This is a genomic window from Bacillus sp. AG4(2022) (assembly GCF_031844465.1).
Classification (GTDB): domain Bacteria; phylum Bacillota; class Bacilli; order Bacillales; family Cytobacillaceae; genus Bacillus_AB; species Bacillus_AB infantis.
In genome coordinates, this window is the sequence record NZ_JAUZVH010000009.1 from 182,916 (window position 1) to 209,408 (window position 26,493).

The 26,493-nt window shown below is 45.4% G+C and carries 33 protein-coding genes, 1 pseudogene and 1 other annotated feature; of the genes and pseudogenes, 22 read left to right on the plus strand and 12 right to left on the minus strand.

Annotated features, from left to right (window positions below; translation table 11 throughout):
- Window positions 1–12 precede the first annotated feature (12 nt).
- The 3 genes from yhaM (at window position 13) to Q9R36_RS22065 (ending at window position 1,807) form a co-directional block, all read left to right on the plus strand.
- Window positions 13–957, plus strand: coding sequence for a 3'-5' exoribonuclease YhaM (gene yhaM, locus Q9R36_RS22055; protein WP_009793918.1), 945 nt, complete (start codon window positions 13–15; stop codon window positions 955–957).
- Window positions 958–1,168: 211 nt separating this feature from the next.
- Window positions 1,169–1,381 carry a hypothetical protein gene (locus tag Q9R36_RS22060; protein ID WP_009793917.1) on the plus strand — a complete coding sequence of 71 codons (213 nt, stop codon included), beginning with the start codon at window positions 1,169–1,171 and terminating at the stop codon, window positions 1,379–1,381.
- 240 nt (window positions 1,382–1,621) lie between these two features.
- Window positions 1,622–1,807 (plus strand): sporulation YhaL family protein, encoded by a 186-nt coding sequence (locus tag Q9R36_RS22065; protein WP_009793916.1) that lies wholly within the window; start codon window positions 1,622–1,624, stop codon window positions 1,805–1,807.
- Window positions 1,808–1,849: 42 nt separating this feature from the next.
- On the opposite strand, the gene Q9R36_RS22070 is transcribed toward Q9R36_RS22065, so the two are convergent.
- Window positions 1,850–2,719, minus strand: coding sequence for a peptidylprolyl isomerase (locus tag Q9R36_RS22070; RefSeq protein ID WP_224949928.1), 870 nt, complete (start codon window positions 2,717–2,719; stop codon window positions 1,850–1,852).
- A gap of 303 nt (window positions 2,720–3,022) precedes the next feature.
- Between Q9R36_RS22070 and Q9R36_RS22075 the strand changes: the two genes are divergently transcribed.
- The gene (locus tag Q9R36_RS22075) at window positions 3,023–3,106 is read left to right on the plus strand and encodes a YjcZ family sporulation protein (RefSeq protein WP_022543564.1); all 84 of its coding nucleotides are present in this window, start codon (window positions 3,023–3,025) and stop codon (window positions 3,104–3,106) included.
- A gap of 69 nt (window positions 3,107–3,175) precedes the next feature.
- Entirely contained in the window at window positions 3,176–3,265 is a 90-nt protein-coding gene (locus tag Q9R36_RS22080) for a YjcZ family sporulation protein (RefSeq protein WP_022543565.1), read from the plus strand.
- Window positions 3,266–3,418: 153 nt separating this feature from the next.
- Here the strand turns inward: Q9R36_RS22080 and Q9R36_RS22085 are convergent, their stop codons facing one another.
- Window positions 3,419–3,598: a hypothetical protein gene (locus tag Q9R36_RS22085; protein ID WP_009793914.1), complete on the minus strand. Its 180-nt coding sequence runs from the start codon at window positions 3,596–3,598 to the stop codon at window positions 3,419–3,421.
- A 260-nt stretch (window positions 3,599–3,858) separates the two neighbouring features.
- Window positions 3,859–4,401 carry a DUF3267 domain-containing protein gene (locus Q9R36_RS22090; protein WP_224949931.1) on the minus strand — a complete coding sequence of 181 codons (543 nt, stop codon included), beginning with the start codon at window positions 4,399–4,401 and terminating at the stop codon, window positions 3,859–3,861.
- 183 nt (window positions 4,402–4,584) lie between these two features.
- Here Q9R36_RS22090 and Q9R36_RS22095 point away from each other — a divergent pair, with 183 nt between their 5' ends.
- Complete coding sequence (locus Q9R36_RS22095; protein WP_022543568.1) at window positions 4,585–4,920, plus strand: YhaI family protein; 336 nt, start codon at window positions 4,585–4,587, stop codon at window positions 4,918–4,920.
- Window position 4,921: 1 nt separating this feature from the next.
- On the opposite strand, the gene Q9R36_RS22100 is transcribed toward Q9R36_RS22095, so the two are convergent.
- Window positions 4,922–5,497, minus strand: coding sequence for an HTH-type transcriptional regulator Hpr (locus Q9R36_RS22100; RefSeq protein WP_009793979.1), 576 nt, complete (start codon window positions 5,495–5,497; stop codon window positions 4,922–4,924).
- Window positions 5,498–5,758: 261 nt separating this feature from the next.
- Window positions 5,759–6,130, minus strand: a complete 372-nt coding sequence (locus Q9R36_RS22105; protein ID WP_101550979.1) for a YtxH domain-containing protein — start codon at window positions 6,128–6,130, stop codon at window positions 5,759–5,761.
- Window positions 6,131–6,325: 195 nt separating this feature from the next.
- Between Q9R36_RS22105 and yhzF the strand changes: the two genes are divergently transcribed.
- Window positions 6,326–6,517 (plus strand): membrane protein YhzF, encoded by a 192-nt coding sequence (gene yhzF / locus Q9R36_RS22110; RefSeq protein ID WP_009793977.1) that lies wholly within the window; start codon window positions 6,326–6,328, stop codon window positions 6,515–6,517.
- Between the two features lie 347 nt (window positions 6,518–6,864).
- On the opposite strand, the gene Q9R36_RS22115 is transcribed toward yhzF, so the two are convergent.
- The 3 genes from Q9R36_RS22115 to Q9R36_RS22125 form a co-directional block, all read right to left on the minus strand.
- Complete coding sequence (locus tag Q9R36_RS22115; RefSeq protein WP_009793976.1) at window positions 6,865–7,386, minus strand: tryptophan transporter; 522 nt, start codon at window positions 7,384–7,386, stop codon at window positions 6,865–6,867.
- A 126-nt stretch (window positions 7,387–7,512) separates the two neighbouring features.
- Complete coding sequence (gene serC, locus Q9R36_RS22120) at window positions 7,513–8,592, minus strand: 3-phosphoserine/phosphohydroxythreonine transaminase (RefSeq protein ID WP_224949985.1); 1,080 nt, start codon at window positions 8,590–8,592, stop codon at window positions 7,513–7,515.
- Between the two features lie 290 nt (window positions 8,593–8,882).
- Complete coding sequence (locus Q9R36_RS22125; protein ID WP_009793974.1) at window positions 8,883–9,302, minus strand: HIT family protein; 420 nt, start codon at window positions 9,300–9,302, stop codon at window positions 8,883–8,885.
- Between the two features lie 155 nt (window positions 9,303–9,457).
- Between Q9R36_RS22125 and Q9R36_RS22130 the strand changes: the two genes are divergently transcribed.
- The 4 genes from Q9R36_RS22130 (at window position 9,458) to Q9R36_RS22145 (ending at window position 13,398) form a co-directional block, all read left to right on the plus strand.
- The gene (locus tag Q9R36_RS22130; protein ID WP_224949933.1) at window positions 9,458–10,069 is read left to right on the plus strand and encodes a zinc dependent phospholipase C family protein; all 612 of its coding nucleotides are present in this window, start codon (window positions 9,458–9,460) and stop codon (window positions 10,067–10,069) included.
- A 557-nt stretch (window positions 10,070–10,626) separates the two neighbouring features.
- Complete coding sequence (locus Q9R36_RS22135; RefSeq protein WP_094769683.1) at window positions 10,627–11,367, plus strand: ABC transporter ATP-binding protein; 741 nt, start codon at window positions 10,627–10,629, stop codon at window positions 11,365–11,367.
- Window positions 11,360–12,571: an ABC transporter permease gene (locus Q9R36_RS22140; protein ID WP_253616513.1), complete on the plus strand. Its 1,212-nt coding sequence runs from the start codon at window positions 11,360–11,362 to the stop codon at window positions 12,569–12,571. Before Q9R36_RS22135 ends, Q9R36_RS22140 begins: the two co-directional genes overlap by 8 nt.
- A 116-nt stretch (window positions 12,572–12,687) precedes the next feature.
- Entirely contained in the window at window positions 12,688–13,398 is a 711-nt protein-coding gene (locus Q9R36_RS22145; RefSeq protein ID WP_009793970.1) for an EcsC family protein, read from the plus strand.
- Between the two features lie 43 nt (window positions 13,399–13,441).
- Here Q9R36_RS22145 and Q9R36_RS22150 read toward each other — a convergent pair whose 3' ends face one another.
- Window positions 13,442–14,641, minus strand: coding sequence for a M20 family metallopeptidase (locus Q9R36_RS22150; RefSeq protein WP_101550973.1), 1,200 nt, complete (start codon window positions 14,639–14,641; stop codon window positions 13,442–13,444).
- Between the two features lie 144 nt (window positions 14,642–14,785).
- Here Q9R36_RS22150 and Q9R36_RS22155 point away from each other — a divergent pair, with 144 nt between their 5' ends.
- From Q9R36_RS22155 to cls, 6 genes are all read left to right on the plus strand, one after another.
- A complete protein-coding gene (locus Q9R36_RS22155) occupies window positions 14,786–15,439 on the plus strand; it encodes a phosphatase PAP2 family protein (protein WP_094769669.1) in 654 nt (217 codons plus the stop codon).
- Window positions 15,440–15,455: 16 nt separating this feature from the next.
- The gene (locus tag Q9R36_RS22160) at window positions 15,456–16,496 is read left to right on the plus strand and encodes a threonine aldolase family protein (RefSeq protein ID WP_306009382.1); all 1,041 of its coding nucleotides are present in this window, start codon (window positions 15,456–15,458) and stop codon (window positions 16,494–16,496) included.
- 345 nt (window positions 16,497–16,841) lie between these two features.
- Window positions 16,842–17,051, plus strand: a binding site (T-box leader).
- Window positions 17,052–17,194: 143 nt separating this feature from the next.
- Window positions 17,195–18,625, plus strand: coding sequence for a proline--tRNA ligase (proS, locus tag Q9R36_RS22165; RefSeq protein ID WP_306009381.1), 1,431 nt, complete (start codon window positions 17,195–17,197; stop codon window positions 18,623–18,625).
- A 143-nt stretch (window positions 18,626–18,768) separates the two neighbouring features.
- Entirely contained in the window at window positions 18,769–20,007 is a 1,239-nt protein-coding gene (locus tag Q9R36_RS22170; RefSeq protein ID WP_009793964.1) for an ATP-binding protein, read from the plus strand.
- A 73-nt stretch (window positions 20,008–20,080) separates the two neighbouring features.
- Complete coding sequence (locus tag Q9R36_RS22175; protein WP_306009380.1) at window positions 20,081–20,236, plus strand: hypothetical protein; 156 nt, start codon at window positions 20,081–20,083, stop codon at window positions 20,234–20,236.
- Between the two features lie 141 nt (window positions 20,237–20,377).
- Entirely contained in the window at window positions 20,378–21,889 is a 1,512-nt protein-coding gene (gene cls, locus Q9R36_RS22180) for a cardiolipin synthase (protein ID WP_022543574.1), read from the plus strand.
- Between the two features lie 28 nt (window positions 21,890–21,917).
- On the opposite strand, the gene Q9R36_RS22185 is transcribed toward cls, so the two are convergent.
- Window positions 21,918–22,829 carry a VanW family protein gene (locus Q9R36_RS22185; protein WP_009793961.1) on the minus strand — a complete coding sequence of 304 codons (912 nt, stop codon included), beginning with the start codon at window positions 22,827–22,829 and terminating at the stop codon, window positions 21,918–21,920.
- A gap of 150 nt (window positions 22,830–22,979) precedes the next feature.
- Here Q9R36_RS22185 and Q9R36_RS22190 point away from each other — a divergent pair, with 150 nt between their 5' ends.
- The 4 genes from Q9R36_RS22190 to Q9R36_RS22205 all read left to right on the plus strand — a co-directional run bounded on the left by Q9R36_RS22190 (window position 22,980) and on the right by Q9R36_RS22205 (window position 25,490).
- The gene (locus Q9R36_RS22190; RefSeq protein ID WP_009793960.1) at window positions 22,980–23,597 is read left to right on the plus strand and encodes a PH domain-containing protein; all 618 of its coding nucleotides are present in this window, start codon (window positions 22,980–22,982) and stop codon (window positions 23,595–23,597) included.
- 52 nt (window positions 23,598–23,649) lie between these two features.
- The gene (locus tag Q9R36_RS22195; RefSeq protein ID WP_306009379.1) at window positions 23,650–24,315 is read left to right on the plus strand and encodes a vWA domain-containing protein; all 666 of its coding nucleotides are present in this window, start codon (window positions 23,650–23,652) and stop codon (window positions 24,313–24,315) included.
- Window positions 24,316–24,479: 164 nt separating this feature from the next.
- Window positions 24,480–25,259, plus strand: a complete 780-nt coding sequence (locus Q9R36_RS22200; protein ID WP_009793958.1) for a divergent polysaccharide deacetylase family protein — start codon at window positions 24,480–24,482, stop codon at window positions 25,257–25,259.
- Window positions 25,260–25,301: 42 nt separating this feature from the next.
- Window positions 25,302–25,490 (plus strand): hypothetical protein, encoded by a 189-nt coding sequence (locus tag Q9R36_RS22205; RefSeq protein ID WP_022543577.1) that lies wholly within the window; start codon window positions 25,302–25,304, stop codon window positions 25,488–25,490.
- 39 nt (window positions 25,491–25,529) lie between these two features.
- Here the strand turns inward: Q9R36_RS22205 and Q9R36_RS22210 are convergent, their stop codons facing one another.
- Complete coding sequence (locus tag Q9R36_RS22210) at window positions 25,530–25,997, minus strand: hypothetical protein (RefSeq protein WP_101550961.1); 468 nt, start codon at window positions 25,995–25,997, stop codon at window positions 25,530–25,532.
- A gap of 108 nt (window positions 25,998–26,105) precedes the next feature.
- On the opposite strand from Q9R36_RS22210, the gene Q9R36_RS22215 reads away from it, so the two are divergent.
- Window positions 26,106–26,309, plus strand: coding sequence for a YwbE family protein (locus tag Q9R36_RS22215; RefSeq protein ID WP_009793955.1), 204 nt, complete (start codon window positions 26,106–26,108; stop codon window positions 26,307–26,309).
- 49 nt (window positions 26,310–26,358) lie between these two features.
- On the opposite strand, the pseudogene Q9R36_RS22220 reads toward Q9R36_RS22215, so the two are convergent.
- Window positions 26,359–26,493: pseudogene (locus Q9R36_RS22220) on the minus strand (MFS transporter); the annotation flags it as partial.

Consider the following 26,493-nt stretch of genomic DNA (forward strand, 5'->3'; position numbering starts at 1 on the left):
GTCGGTAGACCTATGAATAAGGGGATTATGAATTACGAGGTTGGAGAGCAGGCAGAGCTGTTCATGCTGATTAAAAGCTCGACGAAAGGAATTGCCAGCAATGGCAAACCATTCTTATCGCTCGTCTTCCAGGATCAGAGCGGCGATATAGAAGCAAAGCTCTGGGATGCTTCTGAAGAAGATGTTAAAAGCTACTCTCCTGAAACGATTGTTAAAGTTGCAGGCGATATCCAGAATTACCGGGGCCGGAGCCAATTGCGGATCCGCCAGATCCGGACGGCCTCACCATCTGATTCTGTCAAACTGGCAGACTTCTTGGAGACAGCACCGATCGGCACAGATGAAATGACCAGCAAAATTACACAGTATATATTCGAGATGAAGAATCCGAATATCCAGCGTATCACAAGGCATCTGATCAAAAAGCATAATGAGGCATTCCTTCATTATCCGGCAGCAACAAAGAACCATCATGAATTTGTTTCCGGACTGGCTTACCATGTCGTGAGCATGCTGGATCTGGCCAAGGCGATTTCAGGCCTTTATCCAAGCCTTGATAAGGATCTTTTGTATGCCGGGGTTATTCTCCATGATCTTGGAAAGGTAATTGAGCTTTCCGGGCCGATTTCGACTTCTTATACGGTGGAAGGAAATCTGCTAGGCCATATTACGATCATGGTGACTGAAATCGGCAAGGCTGCAGATGAACTGGGTATCTCAGGTGAAGAGGTGCTTGTGCTCCAGCATCTGGTCCTTTCCCATCATGGCAAAGCAGAATGGGGCAGCCCGAAGCCGCCGCTGATCAAAGAGGCGGAAATCCTCCATTATATAGATAATCTGGATGCAAAGATGAATATGATGGACAGGGCCTTGGAGAGAGTGAAGCCGGGAGAATATACAGAACGTGTATTTGCACTTGATAACCGTGCCTTCTATAAGCCGGTATTCCATAAATGATATCTGCAGTAAAATACCCCGTGCCAAAATGGCCGGGGTATTTTGATTGTGGTGCAATTTACCAAAAAAATAGGCGGAGTCCGGAAATCCTGTCATGCCGGCAATTGGAAAGTCCGGAAAAAATAAATCATTTTTTTAGAAATTATTACCATGTCATTATTGAACCAAATAATCCATAATATAACCATTATAGATAAAGGGGGAAATGTGAATGTTTAAAGCTGAAAGAGGATCAATGGAAGAGGCTTTGTATATTTTGCAGAATATTGGACTGCAGCTTAATGAATATGAAAAAACGAACTCAAACATTCCAGTGAAAAATTACAAGGAATTATTGGAATTCAGCATTTCCATTGCGAGGAAAACAACAGAAGTTTCTGAAACCATTGATGAAATGATCGGGGACATTGAATCCCAACTATAAAACTGCAGGCGGATTGAATTATGGACACTTTATTAGTATACAGTTAAGCAGCTGAACCTCAAATATGACGGTCAGCTGTTTTTTTGTATAAAAAGCAGCTTCGTATTTATATACCCTTAAGGGGAAAGGTTAAACCTGCAAATAGGATTTTATTTAAGCATATTTTAATTCTGACAGCCATATACATAAGCTACAAAGAAAAGATGGGACAGCCCTTCATGGAAAGGAGACAATAAAGCAATGATTCCAATTTGGGTATACCTGGTTGCAGCAGGGATTATCATAAGCGCCATAATGGCTGTAAAGACCGGGAAAGAAGAGCGCAGGGAAGAAAGGGAGGGAATAGAAAGTGAAGGTGAAATATACATGAAAAGGCTCGAGAGGGAGAAGGAAGAGCGGAAATCAGCTTCACGTTCTCTTTCGTGAAAAAAAGGCAGATCCATGGGATCTGCCTTTTCATCTGGATTATTATTGTGCAGCTGCCTCATTATCCAGGCTGCCTTCAAGGTCTTCATCCTTGAATTTCACGTTTGCATCTTTCAGTTCACGGTCCATTGCCGCTTGGATTTTTTCACCATCAAGCTTGGACACTTTTACTTCGTATTCCATTTTTTCCTTCATTTCCTCGAAGGATTTCTTTTCTTTTTTCTCGGTAGTCTGGATGATATGGTAGCCATGCTCAGTTTTAACCGGCTCGCTTATTTCATTTACATCCAGTGCGTAGGCTGCTTCTTCGAACTCAGGCACCATCTTGCCGGCACCGAACCAGCCAAGATCTCCTCCGTTTGCTGCAGAGCCTGGATCTTGTGAATATTCAGTAGCCAGGTCTTCAAATTTTGCACCTTCATCAAGCTTTTTCTTTACTTCCTTGGCCGTTTTTTCATCTTCCACAAGAATGTGGCGGGCCTTGATTTCAGGCTTATAGTTATCATAGTATTCTTTCACTTCTTTTTCAGTTGCCTCTACATCCTTGATGGCAGCCTTTTCCTGAAGAAGGCCGGTCTTGAATGTTTCCTTCAGATCTTCTTCATCTTCATAGCCATACTGGGCCAATGCCATTTCAAAGTTTGCGCCAAGCTGCTGTTTAAGCTCATCGATTTTTTCATTAAGCTCTTCATCTGAAACTTTATACTTTTCAGACAATACCTTTTTATAAACAAGCTCCTGGATGGCCTGTTCGCCCACCTTGTCCTTCATTGCATTATATAGCTCGTCCTTTGTAATATCGCCTGCTTTTGTTTCAACTACAACTTCTGAGCTGTCTTCTGCATTGGAGCTGCATGCACTCAGACCGATAACCCCTGCAGCTATGGAAAGGGATAGCATCCATTTTTTCATGTTGAACACTCCTAAAGTTTTTTGAATTTGCTGTAATACACAACCATTACTATAACACATATTCCAATTAGAGCAAAAACAATATCTGAATCCTTTTAGAAATTCTTTCAAAAAATGGGTGTTTTGCCTATGCCGGATATTTCTCTCCGGACATAAGATATGGAGTAGAAAGGGAAAGTAAAAATCAAAATACATCAGCCCTTTCTTTCTATTAACAAGATCTTGGGGACTCCCGGTATAAGCCTGATGGGCCCCAATGTTCGTTGAATAGCATGAAGTAACAGCCTTAAAGGAGGTGTTACCGTGGGATACGCATATGGCGGTGGTTTCGCGTTGATTGTTGTTCTGTTCATCTTGTTAATTATTGTAGGTGCAGCCTGGCTGTAAGACTGCCTTAGTCCTTAAGGCATTTACGGTGAGCAATGCACTGTCCAATTATTGAAAGGGGGATTAATTATGTCCGGTGGAGCAGGTTACGGCGGAGGTTTCGCGTTGATTGTAGTCCTATTTATTCTCCTGATTATTATCGGGGCTTCCTGGCTGTAATAGCAGGCCTTCGTTTAAGCAAGAATATAAAATTAAAAGCGGTGGGGGAATCCCTCACCGCTTTTAACCATTGTTTATTTTGCTGAAATCCTTGATCTGCAGGGCATGCCCCCGCCTGGCAATCTTCGCAGCATATGAAAGCTATATGTAGAATTATGCAAACAGCAGCTCCACGAAAGAGGATACCAAAAGGATCGTGATCAGGATATTGATGGTCCTGAACACCTTTGGCTGTTTCTCTTCAGGGATTTCCTTCTGCAGACAAAGGGAATTCGTCATCTTGTTGATATAGAACAATATGAAAATAGCAAACAGGATAAAAACGGAGATCATCTGACTATTCCCTCCTTGATGACAGACTTTTATATGATACATACAATAACAAAAAAAAGGCAAAAAAGATAGTAATAAGGACGGCCTGATCTGCTCATTATATTCAGCCGGGCCAGCTTATATGAAGGCTGTGTTAGTGTACCTTGCTGATTTTGGGCTCATGCGTGTGAAGCTTTATTTCGCGAAGCATGAGCCCAAAATCAACAGCAATGAGGGGATGCTTCCGTGAAATTAAAGAGGCAGCCTCTGCAGCTGCCTGTCTAATGCGCCCTGTAGATCAGGATCTCGATTCCCTCTTCATTTTCTTCTATATAGGCCTGCTGCGGAGCAGTGCATATATTTTTCATGCAGAGCATATCTGAGAAGCAAAGTCCTGCATGATATGCGAGCAGCATGGTAATATAATGTACATAATGAGGAAAGTGCCAGCAGGCCGCAAGCAGAATTCCGTTGATGATGACAAAAGGGGCCAATAAAGCGACGATGAATACCGTCTTTGAAATTGGTTCAGTCACCCTGACATGAATCAGCGGAATGCCGAGCCTGAATGAAACCTTCTTTTGCACCCTTTTTCCAAGATGGGCAACAGGGAGGAAGTGCAGCAGCTTATGAATGGGATATATCAGCCAAAAGCAGGCAATAAAAACAAAGAAATAATTATCGTAAAAAGAAGATTGCTCAAAATAATAAGATGCAGGCACGTATAGGAATATAAACGTTATGATCATGGTAATGGAAGACAGGATAAATATTCTCTGGGATCCATAGTCTTTTGTGTAATTGATCGTCTTCCAGCAGTTCATCGTATCAGCCTCCGAAGAGTATTCATGCGGTTTTTCTAAAAAACTCACAAGGGATACTTTACGATGATTAGAATAAAAAATCAATAATAAAAAAACGACATTTTTCACCAATTTGATTGTATAATTAGCTATGCGAAGAAAATGCATAAAATAGAACGGGCTATTCAAAGCGGGGACTCTTTCATGAATATCGGGGAACTATTAGAACGAATTGAAAAACTGGAATATCATCAGAAGCTTTTATTGATGATGGCTTCCGGGCAGACATTGCCATTCTACAGAATGGTTGTCGAAAAATCGCTGGATCAAAAAGAGGTAACACAATTCTTCTACCTTTGTGATAAACTGAGCAAAGAACTGGAAGAGCAAAAAGCGGAAGGGTTTGTTTACTTTCATCCGCTTTATACAGAATTTAAGCATAAGCTCCATCCATCTCTTAAACCTGAGATGGTGATCCCGGCCTGCCTCAGGCAGAACCTGTTCATGGATCTTATGTCCGAACTCAAAAAGTATCTGTAGTCTAAACGATTTCTTTCTCTGCGGTCTCTTTTTTCTTCAGCTTGCCTTCTTCATCCACAAATTCGCCTTCTATATTGGCAAAGGACTTTTCAAATATCTCCATAAAGTCATCTCCATAAATATTGCGGACGATCGCCATGACTTCAACAAAATCCGGAAACTTCCCGTACAGATCCCTCAAAGGCATTGCACCTGAAAAGACGGCGTTGGTTTCAGGCTCATAACTCTCCATCAGTTCAAGTAAAACGCTTTCACCCTTTTCAGTCAGCTGAATATACGTATTTCTTTTGTCCGTTTCTTTTTTTGAGAATTTCAGAAGGCCCCTTTCTTCGAGTTTTTTAGAGAAATTAAAGGCTGTTGACACATGCATAACACCGAACTTGGCCACATCAGAGATGGAGGCGCCGTTCAAATGGTACGCAATCCAGATGATATGGTGCTCGTTGATATTCAGGTCAAACGGCTTGATCCATTGCTGCCAGTCTTTCTCAATCGATTTCCATAAAGCCTTGCTGATTTGAGCTATCCGTTGGCTAAAAAGCATCGCTTCCTTCATTGAATAATGTTTTTCCGTCATCTATAAATCCACCTACTTTTTTATTCTCTATTATCATTATGCCAATAAAACAAAAATTAATAAAGGTATAAATATACAAAATTTTTAGAAAATCAGCCTAATAAATATTATATTAGGTGTTAAGGGGCATTACAGCAAGGGTTTATTATAAGAACGGCTAAAATAACAATTTTTATAATATATTACTTTTCTGCCTAAAATGAAAAAATCCTTCTTAAATTGAAGGATTTTTCTTCAAAAAAGAAGGATTTTTTATTATCTTTACTGAGACCCGGATTTTGAGCTTCCGATTGAATTTTCCAGCTCTGTCAATGACTGCTCGATTGATTGAAGATCTCTTTGCAGTTCCAGCTTTTGCGGGCGGATTGCGTTCTGCCAGTCAGAAACTGAGTGCTTTATATCAGATACAAATTCACCCAGGTGTGATTTCCCCTGGATCGAAGCATAGGAAGCGGATCTTTTCAGTTCCATGAAATCTGTCTTGAGCTCCGCCAGCTGGCTGCCGACTGCTTCTTTATTGTCTTTGATCATCTTCCGGGTGTCCTTGCCTGAGGCTGGAGCAGACAGCAATGTGCTGATGCCGGCCGCCGTTCCTCCGATCAGGAATCCCAGCAATAAGGATTTGGCTTTCATCAATTATCACCTCTGAGTTTCTTTTTATATCAATTCTGCATTTTACAACATATTCCTCTATGGTCAGGCTATTATGTTACTTTTCCTTTATCACAACTTCTCATTGTTTAAACATGGCCGGGGCATTTGTTCATAGGGATCTCTTATCCTGAATAAAGATAAAATAGCGGGTATTTCACCGGAAGGGGCGGTTGTATGAACGGAGCGGCATCACTGTTATTTGCCTTGTGCGGGGTTTTGTTCCTTGGGGCGGTGTATTATATGCTGGCTTCCAAAAAGCCTGGCGTATATCCTCCTAAATCGATTCAAAAGAAAAGGGCAGGGGCGCTTGCGGGGGCGGGAGCTGTTTTCTTTCTGCTGGCTTTTATTTTGACTGGATTTTCCTAATGAAAAATCCACACTTAACTGCATCCAATCTTAAGATTAAATTCTAAGGCTACTGGTTGGAACGTGGCTGTTAATTTCCGTTCCAGGCACTTCGCTTTCCGCGGGGCGGAGTTGAGCCCCCTCACCGCAAGCGGCTGCGGGGTCTCAACTCTTCCGCTATTTCCCGCAGGAGTCTACGTGCCCTGCACTCCAATTAACAGGGGTTTTAAAATTTTATTGTATCTGTAATATTCATGGTAGGTAATTAAATTGACTGCGCGTGTGTAAACACATCAAAAAGAAAAAGGGAAACGGAAGATAAAACATCGTCCATAACCCTTTTTCTTTTCTCTATTTCAAGAGAGGTTTTATGTGTGGCTTGCTGTCAGTTTTGTTCTTTTGATGATGCTCATGGCAACCGGGTAAAGGATGATCATCGCAACTGTATTGACAGCCGCTGCAGGAAGGACCACAGCCACGAACAATGCGGCAAAGGTTCCCGGCAATCCTGCAATCAAAAGAGCGGAAGTCAGGAACACTGCTCCTGAAATAATGGTGCCGGCAGCAGTCAGGACCGCTGCTGAAACTACTGAACCATTAAACTTCTTGACTGCTAAAAACAAACCGAAAAATACAAAAGCAGTGATAGGCTTATCGATGATGTTTGGGATCTGTCCTGCAGGAAAAGTAGTCGTCAGGGCGGAAATCAGTCCTGTCGCAAGGCCCAGCAAAAGCACACTTTTCTTTTCAGGAAAAAGGATAATCCCGAGGAACATCATGGTGAGCATCATGTCAGGTTTCATTCCCAGGAAAAATCCCGGAACAACGGCATGAAGGACGGCACCCATTCCGATAAGCAATGATAAAGCAACTAAATTCTTTGTATTCAATTCTAACCTCTCCTCTTCTCAGCTATTCTCGCTCTTTCTCTTCCTGCAGTGCACTCTTGCCTGCAGCGAAAAGTTACTCGTATTATACCACACTATCAATTAAGATGAAACGGAATATGTTTCTGTTCAGTTATTATTTTTGAATTTTCTCATAAATTCAGCTAATTTCTCAGCATGTTCAAGCGGGACGGCGTTATAGATGGATGCCCGGCAGCCGCCGATTGATCTGTGGCCATTCAGTCCCACGAATCCCGCTTCTTTGGCTGCATGGAGAAATTGGCCTGCAGCTTCTTTAGTATGAAGGTTAAATGTGATATTCATTTGAGAGCGGCTGTCCTTTCTGCTGTGCCCCTGATAAAATCCTTCGCTGTCATCGATGCTGCTGTATATCAGCTCTGCTTTCTGCTTGTTCCTTTCAGCGATAGCGGCAAGCCCGCCTTCTTTTTCCACCCACTCGAGCACCAGCATCAGCATATAAATGGCAAGCGTCGGAGGTGTATTATAAAGAGATTGACTCTTGCTGTGGGTGAAATAGTCGAGCATGACGGGAAGGTCCCCGCGCGGTCCTGAAAGCAGGCTTTTTTTCAAAATCACTACAGTTACGCCTGATGGGCCTAAATTCTTTTGGGCCCCGGCATAGATGATATCAAATTTGCTTACATCTATTTCTCTGCTCATGATGTCGCTTGACATATCGGCAGCAAGAGGGACATTTGTTTCAGGAAAATCCTGCCACTGTGTACCGTAAATTGTGTTGTTGCTCGTAAGGTGGAGATATGCAGCGTCTTTCAGGTCAGCCAGGCCTGAAAGCTCTGGTATATAACGGTATGTATCTTCTTTGCTGGATGCAGCTGATGCTGTTTTGCCGATTTTGGCAGCTTCCTTCATGGCTTTTTCAGCCCATGAACCTGTCAGTGCGTAATAGCCTGTTTTGCCCTCTGCCAAAAGATTCATCGGCAGCATGGTAAATTGAAGGCTGGCCCCTCCCTGGAGAAAGAGGACCTCATAATCATCCGGCACACCAAGAAGCCGCCGAAGCAGAGTTTTCGCCCCTTCATGCACCTCCTCATATTCCCGGCTCCTGTGGCTGAGCTCCATCACACCCATTCCTGTTCCATTAAAATTAAGCCAGTTCCGCTGTGCCTCCTCCAGTACAGAAAGAGGGAGGGCGGCCGGACCGGCATTGAAATTCAATGCACGCTTCATCATCTTACCTCCCTATAGTGCTTTAAAGAATAAAAACTTTATTCCATCCTATCAGAAACAGAACGAAAGTAAACAAAAAAGTGGGAATGTTTTAAAAATGATAAAAAGGAATACTTTACAGTTGTTTTATCGGTCTGAATTTTGAGGCACATTTTGAATCAAAAGGGTATCAGGTAAGGGGGCCCCCTTAAAAATGAGCAGCCTCGCCAGTGCCTCCTAAAACCGGCCCGGTCCACAAAAAAATCCGCACTCAGCCAGTTTCAGCTTTAGTACGGATTTTTTTCCTGCTATTACAGATGGCTGCTGATGCCTCCGGCAATCTGCTTCAAATCCTCAGGAGAGTATTCATCCTGGTGGGTTTTCCAGACAGCGCCGAAACCGTCGCCTTTTCCATAGCGCGGGATGAGATGCAGATGAAAATGGAATACCGACTGTCCTGCTGCTTCGCCATTGTTATTCAATGTATTGAGCCCAATCGGGTCAAATTCTTCTTTGATGGCGCTGGCGATGGCAGGAACCGACTCATATAGCCGTGCCGCGATTTCGGGAGTCAGCTCGTAAAGATTTTCTTTATGTACTTTCGGGACGACAAGTGTATGGCCTTTTGTTACCTGACTGATGTCAAGGAAAGCATATACATGTTCATTTTCATAAACTTTCGCTGAGGGAATTTCCCCATTGATGATTTTGCAAAAAATACAATCCTGCATAATGGCACCTGCCCTTTCTTTTTCTCAATATTTTACCATACCAGGGGATGTGAGGAGAAATCATCCGCCAATTTTGCCGGCAAAGGAAAGATTAAAGGAGAATGAGGGAGGATGGCGAACTTACAAAGTACTGTATATATGGAAGGAGAATCAGGGTGGGTTCAAGAATCATGCATCTGCTGGCAGCTGATATGGCTGCTGAAAAATTAAAGATCAGGGATAAGGCTTCCTTTTTGCTCGGAGGGATTGCACCTGATGCTGTTTCGCCAAAGGAGCTTTCGCATTTTTACACAGGGGAGACTGAGGATTTTACTAGGTCGATTGATTATGAAGCTTTCCTTGAAAAGTACCGGCATACAAGCAATCATGCCTATATCCTTGGATATTATGCGCATCTGATTGCCGATGATTTGTGGCTTAAAGGCTTTTATCTGCCATGGCTGAGAAATAGAATGGATCAGGACGAACGGATCTTGAAGCTATACCATGCGGATTTCGGGCTCCTTAATGGGAAGCTGCTTGCTGCTTACGGGAGCCGCAGCCTTGCTGCGTTACTGAATGAGAATAGGGGAATGCCTGATTTGGAGGAAGTGCCGTCCCATGCCGTTAGTGATTTTGTCCCGCATTGCCTTGCTGATATGGAGTACGGTGAGGATGCACTGAATGCGCCGCTAAAGGTGTTCACTTTTGACCAGATTGCAGGTTATGTGGGAACAGCTGCTGAGCTTGCCTGCCTGAAAATCGAACAGGCTGCCGCCCGGCTTTGAGAAGCTGCTGATGTTTTGCAGACCAGATGCAGGTTTGCGGGCCAAACATCACAAAGAAAGCAGGACCCGGTGCGGATCCTGCTCCTTCTGAAGGGGAAATCACTTCGCTGAAACGTTCTATTACAGGTTATTCTCTGCGACAAACACCTCATTTTTTAAAATGGTCAGTGCTTAGTGAGAGATCTGATCCTTGTTCAAGCGTACCATCCCCTTGTTTCTTTATAGGTTTCACAACTTATAAAGCCGGCTGATGGGTCTTTGATAAACACCTCATTCCAGAAGAATGTCATGTGTTCCAAGTATCTGGTTAATTGGCACTCCTGTGCAATGCAACCATCCCCTTATAGCAACGCTGGAAGCTTATATTGAATGAAATTGGTCTTTGACAGACACCTCATTTCAATTGATGAAAATCATCTTTCCCCTTCATAGATTAGAATGCCCATTGAAAGAGGGGATATGCATCCGGATTTAAATTTGTCCCTGCTTCAATCTTTTGCTGGCGCAGCCATTTTGTTAAACTAGAAGCATCACAATAGATGGAAGGGCGTTTTGGAATGTCTTTGTTGAATATTAGCAATATAACAGGAGGCTATACGAGGAATCCTGTTCTGAAGGATGTTTCCTTCACTGTGAATGCAAATGAAATCGTCGGCCTGATTGGATTGAATGGAGCAGGCAAAAGTACGACAATCAAGCATGTTATCGGGCTGATGGAGCCGCATTCCGGGGAAATCACAATCAATGGATCTCCTTTTCACAAGGATAAGGAGGCATACAGAAGAAAATTCGCGTTTGTCCCCGAGACCCCGATCCTTTATGATGAACTGACGCTTGAGGAGCATCTGAGAATGACAGCGATGGCTTATGGCCTCGAAGAGAAAGAATATCAGGAAAGAATGAAGGGCCTTCTGAAGGAATTCCGGATGGAGAAGCGGCTGAAATGGTTCCCGGCCCATTTTTCAAAGGGGATGAAGCAAAAGGTCATGATCATGTGTGCTTTCCTGGTGCAGCCATCACTTTACATAGTTGATGAACCATTTGTCGGGCTGGACCCGCTCGGCATCCAATCGCTTCTTGATCTTATGAAGAAGATGAAAGAGGAAGGGGCGGGCATATTGATGTCGACCCATATCCTGGCTACAGCGGAGCGGTATTGCGACCGTTTTGTCATTCTCCACGAGGGCAAGGTGAGGGCTGCAGGCACACTTTCTGAGCTGCAGCAGCAATTCTCCATGCCAGGCGCGACACTTGATGATCTATATATACAGCTGACAAAGGAAGAAGATTATGTTTGAAGAGGGAAAACTTTGGAAGAACAGATTCGGGGATGGGCTCAAAGAACTGAGCCGCTATCTCCGCTATATATTGAACGGGCATATTGTCATTGTGCTCGTATTTCTATTCGGGATGGCCGCCTTTTATTATCAGGAATGGCTTAAAGGCGTCCCGGAAGATTTTCCTGCGGCTGCGATCATGGCTGTCCTGCTGGGGGTATTGCTGACATACAGCCCTGTTTATACTTTCTTGACTGAAGCAGATAAAATCTTTCTGTTGCCTGTAGAAAACAGGCTGTCAGGCTATTTTCGCAGGTCGCTGGGTGTCAGCTGGGCCGTGCAGGCCTATCTTCTGCTGATGGGCCTCGGCATATTCATGCCAATGTACGCAGTCGTAAACGGGGGAAGCTTTGAGCCGTTTCTCTTCTTTCTGATAGGCTCACTCGCTGTTAAGCTGCTGAATCTTCTGATCCGCTGGCATGTCCAATATTACGTGGAAAAAAATACAAAGATGATCGATTCTGTTATCAGGTATTGCCTCAATGCAGCTTTTCTTTATCTTTTATTTTCAAATGCCAGCATCCTGTTCCTGCTCCCAGTACCGGCAGTCCTGCTGGTACTATGGCTGTATTTCAGGAAACAGACTGAACCAAAGGGCCTGAAATGGGAATATCTTATTGAACAGGAAGAAAGAAGGATGACATCCTTTTACCGCCTGGCCAATCTGTTTACAGATGTGCCGAAGCTTAAAGATAGAGTGAAGCGGCGCAAATGGCTGGACTGGCTGGCAAACAGGATCCCATATGGGCAGGATAAGCTGCATGCGCATTTATATATGAGGACCTTCATCCGCTCAGGTGATTATTTCGGCCTGTTCATCAGGCTGACAGTAATAGGGGGAGCGGCTCTTTATTTGATATCATTCGGGATGGGGCAGATCCTCCTTGTGCTGTTATTCCTTTATCTGACGGGGTTTCAGCTGCTGCCGCTCAGGAACCATCATGAGAACAAGCTCTGGATCCAGCTTTACCCTCTGAAGGAAGAGTGGCGGGAAAAAGCCTTTACTTCACTTCTCTCAGCTGTCCTTTATCTGCAGACCATCATTCTTTCCCTGGTTGTGCTGCTGAAGGGGGACGGGCTGGCCGCGCTTGCCAGTGCGGCAGCTGGTGCCGTGTTTTCGTGGGTATTTGCGAATATTTACAGCAGAAGGAAATTGAAGAACTGATTAGAAGCCTCCGTTATTTAAATGGAGGCTTTTTGCAGCGCCTGAAACCTTTCCGGAAGAAAAACGTAGTATTAAGCACAAACTAAAAGCTGAACGAGAGGAAAGGGTGCAGCCGAATGAATGAGTATGAACAGATGGTTTCACGGGAGCTGGAGGAGTGGAAGAGGAAGCTGCTGAAGCGTTCCGGAATGCTTAACCGTCTTTCAAAGAAGGCGCAGACAAAAATCAACAGCTATATCCCGGAGAAAGCACATGCCGTCATTACCGAGGGAATCAAGAATATGGTAAAAGCAACCTTGGCAGGCTCTAATCTGACTACCAGGAAAAGGCTGGATGCCGGGCTGCGCCTTGAGGAAATGGACGGAAAATTGGCTGAAAAGCTGGCTGCATACCGTAAGACTGCAACCATTGAAGGAGCCGGCACAGGCGCAGGCGGCATCCTATTAGGGCTTGCCGACTTCCCGCTGCTGCTTTCAATCAAAATGAAATTCCTTTTTGAAGCTTCAGCCATTTATGGCTATGATCCCGGAGAATATGAGGAGCGCCTTTTTATCCTGCATGTGTTTCAGCTTGCGTTTTCAAGTGATGAGAAAAGGCGGGAAACATTGGCTGTCATTGAGAATTGGGATGAGAAAGTGAAAGAGCTGAAGGATATGGAATGGCGCGGGTTCCAGCAGGAGTACCGTGATTATATAGACTTTGCCAAAATGCTGCAGCTGCTCCCGGGCATAGGGGCGGTTGCGGGGGCTTATGCGAATTATAATCTGCTTGACCAGCTGGGAGAGACAGCAAGGAATGCCTACAGGCTCCGGTTTCTAAAAAAATAAAGGAAAAAAAGCATCCTCCGAATCATCGGCGGATGCTTTTTGCTTATACGGTAACGTTTTCCTGAGACTCGACTTTGTGGTATTGCAGTGCCGCAGAACCTAGTGTCTTTGCAGCAATCAGCATTGCCTTTTCATCAATATCGAATCTTGGATGATGGTGCGGGTATGCAGCATCATCGCTGAGAGGCTTCGCTCCTGTGAAGAAGAATGTGCCTTTTACATGCTGAAGATAGTAGGCAAAATCCTCGCCGCCCATTTCCGGTGCTGTTTCAACGACTTCCTTGACCTCAGGAATCGATCTCGCGCACTCGGCTAGGAAGTTGGTTTCTTCTTCATGGTTGATGACAGCCGGATAGCCGCGGTGATAAGTATAGCTGTATGTGCTGTCAGCAGTATAGCAGGTTCCTTTCACGACTCTTTCCAATTCTTCTTCAATATCGTTCCGCACCTGCTCGCTGAAGGTGCGCACTGTGCCTTCCAATTTAGCTTTATCGGCAATGACATTGAAGGCATTTTGGGCCGTGAATGATCCGACAGTAACAACGGCTGAGTCAATTGGATCGACCTTCCGGCTGACGATCTGCTGGAGGTTGACGACAAGCTGGGAGGCTGTCACAATGGCATCCTTCGTTTTATGAGGCTGCGCTCCGTGTCCGCCCTTTCCTTGTACAGTGATTTCAAAGCGGTCGGCTGCAGCCATGAAAGGACCGGTCCGGTACTGGATCTTTCCTGTCGGTTCGGAAGCCCATAAGTGGGTGCCGAAAATGGCGTCCACTCCTTCAAGGCAGCCATCCTTGATCATGGAAACAGCGCCGCCCGGTGCATATTCTTCCGCATGCTGGTGGATCAGGACATACGTCCCTTCCAATTCGGAGCGCAGCTCGTGAAGGACCTTTGCAAGCACAAGCAGTGTTGCAGTATGGCCATCATGGCCGCAGGCATGCATGACGCCCGGGACGAGCGATTTATAAGGAACATCTTTTTCATCCTGGATTGGAAGCGCGTCAAAATCGGCACGGAGGGCAATCGTCTTCCCTGGCTTCTCTCCGTAAACCTTGGCTACGACTCCATTCCCGCCGACATTTCCTTTTACTTCGATTCCCAGCTTTTCATAATATTCTTTTATGTATTTTGCTGTATTTTCTTCCTGAAAGGAAAGTTCAGGATGCTGATGGAGATAGCGGCGGATCGCTGCCATTTCTTCATAATAGTCTTCAAGTCTGCTGAATAATGAACTGATCATAATAACTCTCCTTTGTGTTTTAATTTTTACTGTTTCGAAAATTATAACATTATTTTTATAAATTGCAGGATAATAAGCCTTCAAATTTGAAAAACTTTAGAATAATATTCTAAGAGTGAATGAAAAAGAAGCTGGGGAGATGGTATGGGTTTGCAGTTAAAACAATCAAAAGCAGCGCTGGCAGCTGTTATAATGGCAGTGGCTGCAGCAGTGCTGATAGGCTATTCAGTATCAGGGGGAGAATCTTTATGGTTTGACAGAGCTGTCTCATCTGCTGTCACAGGGATTTTTTCGGCCTCTTCCTATCCGCTGTTTGAATTTTTCACCTGGTTTGGCGACAAGCAGGGCATCGGTTTGGCAGCGCTTATAGTTCTTGCTTGGCTGTGGTTCAAGAAGAGAGACTATCTGGGCATGGCAGTCCTTGTGTTTGCCGTTGCACTCGGGAACGAGGCCAGCAAGCGGCTGAAGGAGCTGTTCGGCAGAGAGAGGCCGGAGCTGGAGCATATCACTGAGGTGAATAGTCTCAGTTTCCCGAGCGGACATGCGATGGTAGGGGGCATTTTATATATGCTGACAGCCTATTTTGTCATAAAGGAATTAAAGTCTGCGGGAGCCAGGATGATGGCGGCAGCTGCGTTTGCCCTATGGATCCTTTTGATCGGGATCAGCCGCATTGTCCTTCAGGTCCACTATCCGACCGATGTTGCGGGAGGGTATGCTTTTGCTTTTATTTGGGTTTACATATGGGTTATATTCTATGTATTTATGAACAGCAGCTTTGGCAGGAAAGTGAATTAAGACAGGAGGAATAAGGATGATAGATTTAAGAAGCGATACAGTGACAAAGCCGACAGAAGAAATGAGGAAGGCTGCTTACGAAGCAGAAGTCGGGGATGATGTCTACGCGGAAGATCCCTCCATCATCAAGCTTGAAGAGTCCGCAGCAGACATACTCGGGAAGGAAGCAGCCCTGCTTGTGACAAGCGGTACCCAGGGAAACCAGGCGGCCATCCTGACGCATACAAGACCAGGGAATGAAATTCTCCTAGAGGCAGAGTCCCATATTTTCTATTACGAATCAGGAGCCGCTTCTGCTTTTGCCGGTGTCCAGACAAGAACGATTGCAGGAAAACGGGGGGAAATGGATCCCGGCGCAATAGAAGCTGCCATACGGGGGAAAGATCAGCATTTTCCCGAAACCGGCCTGATTTGTCTGGAAAATACACATAATCGTGCTGGAGGGGCTGCTGTGTCTGTGGAAAATATGGAGGCTATCCATGCAATTGCCCGCAGGCATAAAATTCCTGTCCATATGGATGGAGCAAGGCTGTTCAATGCCGCAGCCGCACTTGAGAGGCCGGTCACTGATTTCACCCGGCATGCTGATACAGTCCAGGTATGCTTGTCCAAGGGGCTTGGAGCACCAGTCGGGTCAATCCTTGCCGGAAGCAGGGAATTTATCCAGTCTGCCCGCATCTGGAGGAAAAGACTTGGGGGAGGCATGAGGCAGGCAGGCATCATCGCGGCACCAGGGCTGATTGCACTGACGCAGATGAGGCACAGGCTTCACGAAGACCATGAGAACGCCCGGAAGCTTGCTGAGGGGATTCAAAATATAAAAGGCATTACTGTCGTCAACCAGGTAGATACAAATATCATAGTTGCAGACGTAAAGGAACTGGGCCTGAGCTCAGAGCAGTTTGTAGAAAGGCTGGAGAAGGAAGGAGTTCGCGCAGTTACTTTCGGGCCGTCTTCGGTGAGGCTCACCACTCATTTCGATGTGTCTGCCAGTGATATAGAAAAGGCGCTGGATGCTGTCAGCAGGACGGCAGCGGGGCATGTGTCTGCGCTGTAAAATTTGAATTAGCATCAGGACCGGTGTTCTCTGATTAGGGAGGGCACCGGTTTTCAGTGTTGATTTTGGGATTTATTGTAAGGAAGAAAAATTATAAAGTTTTTAGGGAGAATCATTGAGATTTTAGGTAAAATCTTTCGAATTTTATGTAGAATAAAGCAGAATTCAGGCAGAATGACCATATTCGCCGTTTGATAAAACAGTAATTCATATAGAATCGCCTCTTCTTCACAAAAATTCATGCTGAATTCCTCCTAATCTATCCCAGCAAAACCAAAACAGCTGAAATCTAAAAAAATACAGGTTTGACATCGTACATTTCACTGTATATAATACTGAAAAATAACTGAAACAATGAAGGGGATCAGTAAACAGTCTATGTCTATCCAAGAGAGGGAGCCGGCGGTGGGAGGCTTCTATAGACAGCTGCCGAACCTGCCCCGGAGTTCGCTGCCGGATACTTGAAGGCAGCAGCGGCACATGCCGTTATCATGAAGAGAGTATAAAGCCTTGCTTTATAAATTAGGGTGGTACCGCCATGATCTGGTCCCTATTTTATAAATCGGGGCTTTTTTATTTTTCCAGCAGAATGCCGGCCCTTCTGCACTCTTCAAGAAGCTTCAGCAGCTCTTTCCCTGGCCGGGATGAGAGCTGATGCGTTTATCGTTTCACACTTAATCAGAATATGGGGTGCAATCATGGCAAAGGAATTTGTAAAAGAAATTACGGCAATGGAAGAGGATTTTGCCCAATGGTATACAGATGTGGTGACCAAGGCGGATCTGATCGATTATTCAAGTGTCAGGGGATCAATGATCATCCGACCTTACGGATATTCTTTGTGGGACAATATAAAAAACGAGCTGGACAGAAGGATCAAGGAAACAGGGCATGAAAATGTTTATATGCCAATGTTTATTCCTGAAAGCCTCCTCCAGAAAGAAAAGGACCATATCGAGGGATTTGCGCCAGAGGTGGCATGGGTGACCCATGGCGGATCAGAAGAGCTGGCAGAACGGCTAGTCGTCAGGCCGACATCAGAGGTCCTTTTTTGCGAACATTATAAAAATATCATCCATTCTTACAGGGACCTGCCTAAGCTGTACAATCAATGGGCCAATGTGGTCAGATGGGAAAAAACGACCCGGCCTTTCCTAAGGACGCTTGAGTTCCTGTGGCAGGAAGGGCATACATGCCATGCAACAGACGAGGATGCGCACGAAGAAACGACAAAGATGCTCGATGTCTATGCAGATCTGTGTGAAAACGTCCTGGCCATACCGGTCCTTAAGGGCAGGAAAACAGAGAAAGAAAAATTCGCCGGCGCAAAATTCACCTACACAATTGAGAGCCTGATGCATGACGGAAAAGCACTCCAGACAGGAACCTCACACCATTTGGGGGACGGTTTTGCCAAGGCATTCGGCATCCAGTATTCGGACAGAGAAGGGGAACTTCAGCATGTGCATCAGACGTCGTGGGGGCTTACGACTAGAGTAATCGGCGCCATGATTATGGTCCACGGCGATAACAGGGGCCTGATCATCCCGCCGCGGATTGCGCCAACCCAGCTTATGATCGTCCCTGTGGCACAGCATAAAGAAGGGGTTCTCGATTTCTGCTATGAGCTGAAAGAGAAACTCGGCAAGAGTTTCAGGGTCGGAATTGACAGCAGCGACAAAAAGCCTGGCTGGAAGTTCAATGAGTACGAAATGAAAGGAATCCCGCTCAGGCTTGAGGCCGGCCCGAAGGATATCGAGAATAATCAGGTCGTGCTTGTCCGCAGGGATACAGGCGAAAAGCTGTTTGTCCAGGCTGAAGGGGCAGAGCAGGCAATCGCCGGGCTGCTGGAAGATATCCAGTCAGATTTGCTGGAAAAAGCGCGGGACCTACGCGAACAAAAAACAGAGAATGCTGCAGGCATGGGTGAGTTCAAGCAGGCATTGAAGGATAATCAGGGGTTTATTAAAGCAATGTGGTGCGGCAGGAGGGAATGTGAAGACAGAATTAAGGAGGAGACCGGTGCAACCTCCCGCTGCATTCCTTTTGAACAGGAGCATATATCCGATGTTTGTGTCTGCTGCGGCAATAAGGCAGAAGAGCTCGTTTATTGGGCAAAAGCTTATTAACGGGGCTTTGCAGGAAAGTTATTTGAAAACCATTTAATATTTTTTCTGCCGGGAAGGAATTTTGGCCCGGAAAAAGAATGTATTGACTAAGGCAGTGAAAGCTTCGCCGACAACATTAAATCCACCAAAGAGGATTGTTATAAATGAAGAGAACGGGCCAATTCGCTTTAGTCAGCATTTCTATTTTATTCACTTTAACGCAAGCCTTCATTTTCGATGACCCCTGGCATAAGGAAATTGTTGATTTCACCATTGCCACTATTATTGCCTGGTTTGTAGGCTGGCAATATGACAAATTGAAATATCTTACAGGGAAAGCGAAAGAGAACGAAGCATTTTACAGGCAGCTGATCGAAACGATGCCGGAGCCTGTCATCATCCAGGATTATGACAAAATTGTCTATGCAAACAAAGCGGCTGAGAAGATGGTGGCTGCTGAAAGCAAAGAGGAATTGGTCGGCAGGTCAGTATTTGATTTTATGGAAGCGCCGGATGCCGCCAAATACAAGAAGATACTTGATGTAACATATAAAGAAAAACTTCCGGCAGGCCGGAGGGAACAGAAAATTACCAGGCTTGACGGCAAAAAGATTTATTTTGAAGTGTCCACCTTATTTACAAGCTTTCAGGGCAGGAAGGCAGTGCTTTCAATCGGCCAGGATGTTACGGTTAAAAAAGAGCAGGCAGACCTGCTTCTGCAAAAGTCAGAGAAGCTGGCGCTTGTCGGGCAGATGGCCGCTGGGATTGCCCATGAAATCCGCAATCCTCTGACAAGCATTAAAGGATTCATCCAGCTGCTGAAGGCGGAGGGAAATCGGGAGTATGCCGATATTGCCATCTCAGAGCTGGACCGGATCAATCTGATTGTTGGAGAGTTCCTTGTCCTCGCCAAACCTGCGGCTGCGGTATACAGGGTATGCGATCTTAAGAAGCTGATTCAGGAAGTGGTTGTACTGATTCAGCCGCAATGCCTGATCCATAATGTCCAGATAATCACCGGGCTTGATCTGGATGAATCGGAGATATGGTGTGAGGAGAATCAGCTGAAGCAGGTATTTATCAATATGATAAAAAATTCTGCTGAAGCCATGCCGGATGGCGGGACCATCACGATCAAGGCAGCGGACAGGAAGGATGGGCATGTGGCTGTCATGATCAAAGACGAAGGGACAGGCATCCCTCCAGAGCGGATCAACACACTTGGCGAGCCTTTTTATACAACAAAAGAAAAGGGGACGGGCCTTGGCCTGATGACCAGCTTTAAAATCATCGAAAATCACAGCGGGCTCGTCAAAGTCAGCAGCGAGGTCAATAAAGGGACGGTTTTTGAAATTATACTCCCGAAAACCCAGACGGAAGCAAAGGGACATTCATTTAACTGATGCTGATCAAATAGGCGTTTCCCAAGCCTCTTTTCGGGAATAAGGATAAAAACACCGTTAGGAGGGACAGCTCATGCCTGAAAATAACAAGGATGGCCAGAACCAGGAAAACCTGCTTGAATATGAACGAAAGCAGCATTCCGGCGGGGAAGCGCCTGACAAGCTTAAAGAGGGAAGGAAGCCTGACCAGCAGAACAGGCTGAAAGACCAGGAGAATATGAGAAAATAGTTCGGGAGAATAAAGCAAGCGGGCATGCCACTGGGCACAGCCCGTTTTTTTTCGTACCTGGTGCAGACCAAGCCAGGTTTCCCTCTCAAGGCACAAAGGGTATACAAAAGGAAACTTTCTATAGACATGGAGAATGATCGTATGAAAAAACAGAGAATAGAATTTGTCTTTTTGCTTATATTGGCTGCTTCCCTGTATGTCCTGTTCTTTACCGGTGCAGGCTACTTCTGGAAGCTCGCCTGCGCAGGGCTGTATGCTTTTATTATACTGGTGAGCATCTACTCGCTGATTCTTGAAAACCGCACTTCCCACCATACGCTCCTCTGGATTTATGTCCTGATCTTCATTCCGGTGGCAGGCTATATGTTCTACTTATATTCAGGGCAGCTTTATCTGAAAGGATATCTTTTCCGCACAAAAAGGAGCAATGACAGAGAGCAGTGGAAAAGGATGATGAAGCGGAAAGATTCACCGGACCTTACATTTCTGCAGGATAACCAGCAGAACTTTGCCAGGTTTGCTGCGAATGCCAGCATGACCCCCATCAGCACCTCATCCAGGGCTGAGATGCTGAAAAATGGCGAAGAAACGTTTGAAGAGCTGAAGGCAAGGCTGAAGAAAGCAAAAAAATTCATCCATATACAATACTATATCTTCCGCTCGGATAGGCTCGGCAAAGAGATCATTGATATCCTCATTGAGAAGGCTGAAGCAGGAGTCGAGGTCCTTTTCATGTATGACGCTGCCGGCAGCATGAAGATGGCTGTGAATGAAATTAAAAGGATGGAGGAAGCGGGCATCAAGGTTCATTGCTTCCTGCCTTTGAAATTCGGCTTCTTCAATCAGAAAATCAATTTCAGGAACCATCGAAAAATCGTCGTGATCGACGGGGAGACCGGCTTTGTCGGCGGGCTCAATGTCGGGATTGAATATCTCGGCGAGGATGAAGCGATGGGGTTCTGGCGCGACACCCATATGGTGCTGGAAGGTGAGGCCGTATACACACTGCATACAGTCTTCCTTCTGGACTGGGAGTATGTCAGCCGGGAACAGGTCCTTGACAAATATTCGGTCAGTGAAAGGCCAGCCGATGAGGATGAAATCAATGGGGCGATACAGGTGGTTGCCAGCGGGCCTGATACACAGCAGGGAATCATGGGAGATTTCTTTTATTCGATGATCACCAGTGCAGAAAGGTCGATTTGGATTGCCACGCCTTATTTCGTCCCGAACGAAGCAATCAGGACTGCGCTGCGGGTGGCTGCAGCAAAAGGGGTGGAGGTAAGGATCATGGTTCCGGAAAAGAATGACAGCTTTCTCACCCAGTATGCAAGCAGGTCCTATTTTTCCGAGCTGCTTAAATATGGAGTTGAAGTCTACTCTTACCAAAAAGGCTTTCTCCATCAGAAAATCATCATCGCAGATGGAAATATGGCTTCTGTGGGAACAGCGAATATGGATATGAGAAGCTTTCACCTGAATTTCGAGGTCAATGTCTTCCTGCTTGGCTGCAGCTCAATCAGGGATCTGTCAGCGCATTTCGAAGAAGATATGAGGGATAGTGTACGGATAACACCTGTACAATATTATAAACGCGGACTCTGGGAGAGGACGAAAGAGTCCTTCTCCAGACTGTTTTCCGGAGTGCTCTAATCCATTTGCGCTGCTGACTGGCATTTGTTCAGTCAGCAGCTTTCTCATCTTCTTCGCTGAACTTTGCTGCGCCTGGGACGTTCCGCGGTTCATATTTGATGGCATCCGAAGAAAAGACCCTGATGGCAAGCGTTCCTCCATATACCTGCGCGCGGATCAGGATGGGCTGGTTATAAGTGTTTTTAAAGGTAAAATCCGGTCCGTACCAGCTTACGGTTGCATCTCTGCCTGAAGGGACATACGGCACGCGCTTGCTGTGGGAATATCTTTGGATGATGCTTGTTCCGGCATTATCGACAGCATTATAAAGGGTTGAAGATACCTGGCATATCCCGCCACCGATCCCCTCGGACAGTTCTCCCCTGACAATTACCGGAGCTGGGAGATATCCCTTGGCTGCCGTCCTCTTGCCGACTGTTTCATTAAATGAAAATACTTCTCCGGGAAATACAACAATGCTGTCTATTGATCCGGCCGCGAGCCTGATATTCTGTGTTCTGGCCTTATTATGGGAGTTGAAATAGGTCACATATTGGCCGATCTGGCGTGCTTTAACAGATAGAATGAGCTCACTGTCGACCCTTGGATAAATCGGGAGAAGAGGCAGTTCAATGCTCCCTGAACCTGACTGGTAGTAAGTAGTATAAAAACGCGCTGAAAATAAATCCTGATTCAATTTGCTTCCGGGTTTTTCAGGGATGATTCTTTCTCCCGGGCCTATCCTGGCATCCTGCGGCTCTTTATAAGCCAGGCTGTTCATTTTAGCCTGGAATGCTTTAAATTTATCTTCATCTGCCAGCGGCAGGCCGGGTATATTGGCAGAGAATTCTTCTTTCTGGACTTTTATTGCATCCTTGCCTTCCTGCAGCACAGATAACTGTTCCGTTCCAATTCCTCCAGCTGCTGCCATAAGGCCGAAAAATAATAACAGCTTCATCATGCACCTCCCTGAAATAGTATGGGCAAGCCTCCTGAATTTCATGTAATACAGAAGAATGGCTGTACACCTCAAAGAGTGAAGAAAATTCCGGTATATGCTAATATAAATCTGATTATAAAAAAGAATCTTACTATTCAGGGAGGCAGAAATATGTTCAAAAGGGTGGCTTCAGACGTGCTGGGGATCAGTGATATTGGCAGTGTCATCTCGCCGGCTGACTATGATAAGGTCGATGCTGATGATTATGTGATGCATGAAGATAATGAAAAAATCTATTTTTTGATTAAATCCAAATCTGATGAATATTGCTTTACAAACAAAGCAGTCATCCATTTAGATGGGACAAGCGCGATGAGCAAGAAGAGAGTCCTGAAGAGATACAGCTTCAGGGAGCATCAAATTTCAAATGTGTTCCTGGAAACAGCAGGGACAGTCGACATGGATGTAGAGATCAAATTTGTGATAGGCTCTGCCGCTTTCTCCATAGATGTACATAAACGCTTCATTGAAGAACTGAAAGACCTGTATAAAGCCTTGATAAAAATCTCCGAAATTTGTGCGGAAAATGAGCATTCGATGGAGTTTGCCAAAAAGAGCATTGAAGTAGCTTCTGCAACATTGGGCAGGGCTGCAGGGGCAAGGGAAGGAAGCCTGACGGATGATTTCAGGGTGCTGAACGAAACCGCTTTTAACTGGCTGATGAACAGCAGGAAAAAATACCACGTAAAAGATTTTGGATATGTTTTTGAAAAATTCATTAATAATTGAGGACCGGTTCGCTGCAGTATAAGAATTTATTCATAGCGGGGAGATGCGTAGCATGAGTATATCTTTGATGAAGAAAACAGCCGGGGTCGTGCTGGAAAAGAAAAAGCTGTCACACGTCAAGGCGAGGGTCGGCCTGGTTTTAGACATTTCAGGATCGATGCGCACCTTGTACCGGAACGGCACGGTACAAAAAGTAGTGGAGCGGATCTTAGCCGTTGCGAGCCAATTTGATGATGACGGCATGCTCGATATCTGGGTATATGACAATGAGTTCTCAAGGCTGAAGCCGGTGACAGAAAGGGACTTTGAAGGCTATGTTAATCAGTATATCCTGAATAACGATCTAATCCATAAATTCGGGCGCAATGACGAACCTCCTGTCATGGAGGATGTCATCAGCAAATACACACTGGAAGATCCGAGCAGCGATCCTGCGTTCATTGTCTTTATCAATGATGGCGGCTGCAAAAAGACGATCAGGAAACCGATTGTAAAATCGGCAGGCAAGCCTATTTTCTGGCAGTTTGTCGGTATTGGCGATGCAAATTTCGACGTGCTGGAAAAATTGGATACAATGGAAGGCCGCTATATTGATAACGCGAATTTTTATCATTTTAAAGATATCGGGCAGGTAAGCGATGAAGAATTGTATGACCATCTTCTTGATGAATTTCCATCATGGATTAAAGAAGCGCGGGAAAAAGGCGTTTTAAAATAAGAAAAGCCTGGCATCTGTCAGGCTTTTCTTATTTTTTCTGAACATTGAAACGTTTATAAATTTAGATCGTATATACAATTAGTAACAACTCCTTGTCATGAGCTATGAATGAACACTCATCACGCAGGGGAATGTAAGAGGAACAACGATCAGCAGGAGGAAATATGAAAAAGATTGCCGTATTGCTTATCTTATGTTCTTTCTTTGCCTCATCTGCCAGTGCCGAAACCCAGCAGGAAGAAAGGAAAGCTGCTATCATCATAGATGATTTTGGAGGAGGCATCGGAGGCGTAAAAGATTTCCTTGAAGGCGATATCCCGATTACAGCAGCAGTGATGCCATTTACAGATCAGACAGCACAGCATGCTGAATGGGCGCATGAAAATGGATTCGAAGTCATGGTCCATCTGCCAATGGAGCCTAAAAGGGGAAAGAAATCATGGCTCGGGCCCAAACCGATCACAACCAATCTGTCTTCTGAAGAAGTCAGGAAAAGGGTCAATGAAGCCATTGACAGCGTTCCCTATGCAAAGGGCCTCAATAATCATATGGGATCGCGGGCAGTGGAAGATGAAGGGATAGTAAGGGAAATCGTAAAAATTGCGAAAGAACGGAAGCTTTATATTGTGGACAGCGGCACAAGCCCTGAATCAAAATTTCCCATCATTGCAAAAGAGCTTGGTGTGCCGCTCATTAAAAGGGATGTATTTCTTGATGACATTTCTTCTGTTTCCCATGTCAGGCGGCAGATGAAGAAGCTGGCGCTGATCACGGAGCAGCAGGGCAGAGGGATCGCAATCGGGCATGTCGGTGTGACTGGCAAGGTCTGTTCGGCAGGGATCCTTCAGGAAAAGGGGTATTTTGAAGAGAAAGGCATCAGAATCGCCCCTGTATCAGAGATCATTTCAAGTGAGATCCGAAAAGAGTATTATCCATTCTATTAAAAGCCACTGGACAAAATGAGGCAGGTGGAAAGGGTGATAATCATGTTATGGCTCATCATTTTAGGCGGGCTCCTTGGATTCGGGGTGCTGGTTGATGTTATCTATCGGAGGAAGGGAATCCAGCATACAGACCCCGAACATAATGAACAGCATGTTTCTTCTTCAGAAAGGGTCTATATTGAATCCCATCTCCATAACAGCCGCCCGGAAAATCAGAATGGCAATTTTTAAGAAAACAAAGAGGCAGCCCAATAAGGCTGCCTCTCAGTTTTAGCTCCGTTTAAATCCTTCTTCTTCAAGATATTCTTTTGCTTCCCGATAAGATAGAAAAGCGGCGTCCAGGTTCAGGCCGGCATATACATTCCACATTTCATCTTCCTCTATGAGGACAAGGGTCTCGCCGCTCCGGCTGCTCCATGTTTCTTCCAGCCTTGCAGCAGGCTGGGCTTCTTCGGCATCATGGCCGGAGAGGGACTGGATCGATTTTGCAATGATATCCCGAAGCTCAGATTCAGAGAAATCCCTGATGTTCACCATGCCTTTGCTGTCAGGCGAATAACTCTGTACATATTCTGCAAAAACAAAGCCATTGCCGTTAGGATGCAGATGGTAAACCACATTTTTCTTGTCTATTGCGCTTTCTTCATAATGGAAGTTGACTCTTCCAAGAGAGACGTCTTTTCTCTCAAGCTCGGGAAATGACTCGATGATCGCTAATTTTTCTTCAAAAGTAAGCATGTTTCCTCCAATGGATAAGGTGTTAATTTTGTGTTCTGCCTATTATACCATTAGAATAGAAGAACAAAAAGCGCGCCTGATGGCGCCAAAGGAAAAGGAGCTGATTGCATGTCTGACACCGGCAAATATCGTGAGCATGTTAAGCCTGGAATGGAAGCGGATATCATCTTAAAGAAGGACCAGCGGTCAGGGGCAAGGACAAGGGGGATCATTAAGGATCTTCTGACCAATTCTTCTTTCCACCCGCATGGAATCAAGGTGAGGCTGACAGACGGCCAAGTGGGCAGAGTGGCAGAAATCATAAAAAAATAGAGGGGCAGCTGATGGCAGCTGCCTCTTTTTTTTGCTCTCCCGTTCACACTTATATTAGGAACATGGCGACAATTGTAGTGGCTGCAAGCCCAATGATGACAGGCAGGAGATTCCTCCTTGCAAGCTCAAAAGGATCCACATTGCAGATGGCTGCTGCAGGGATGAGCGCCCAGGGCACGAGCGT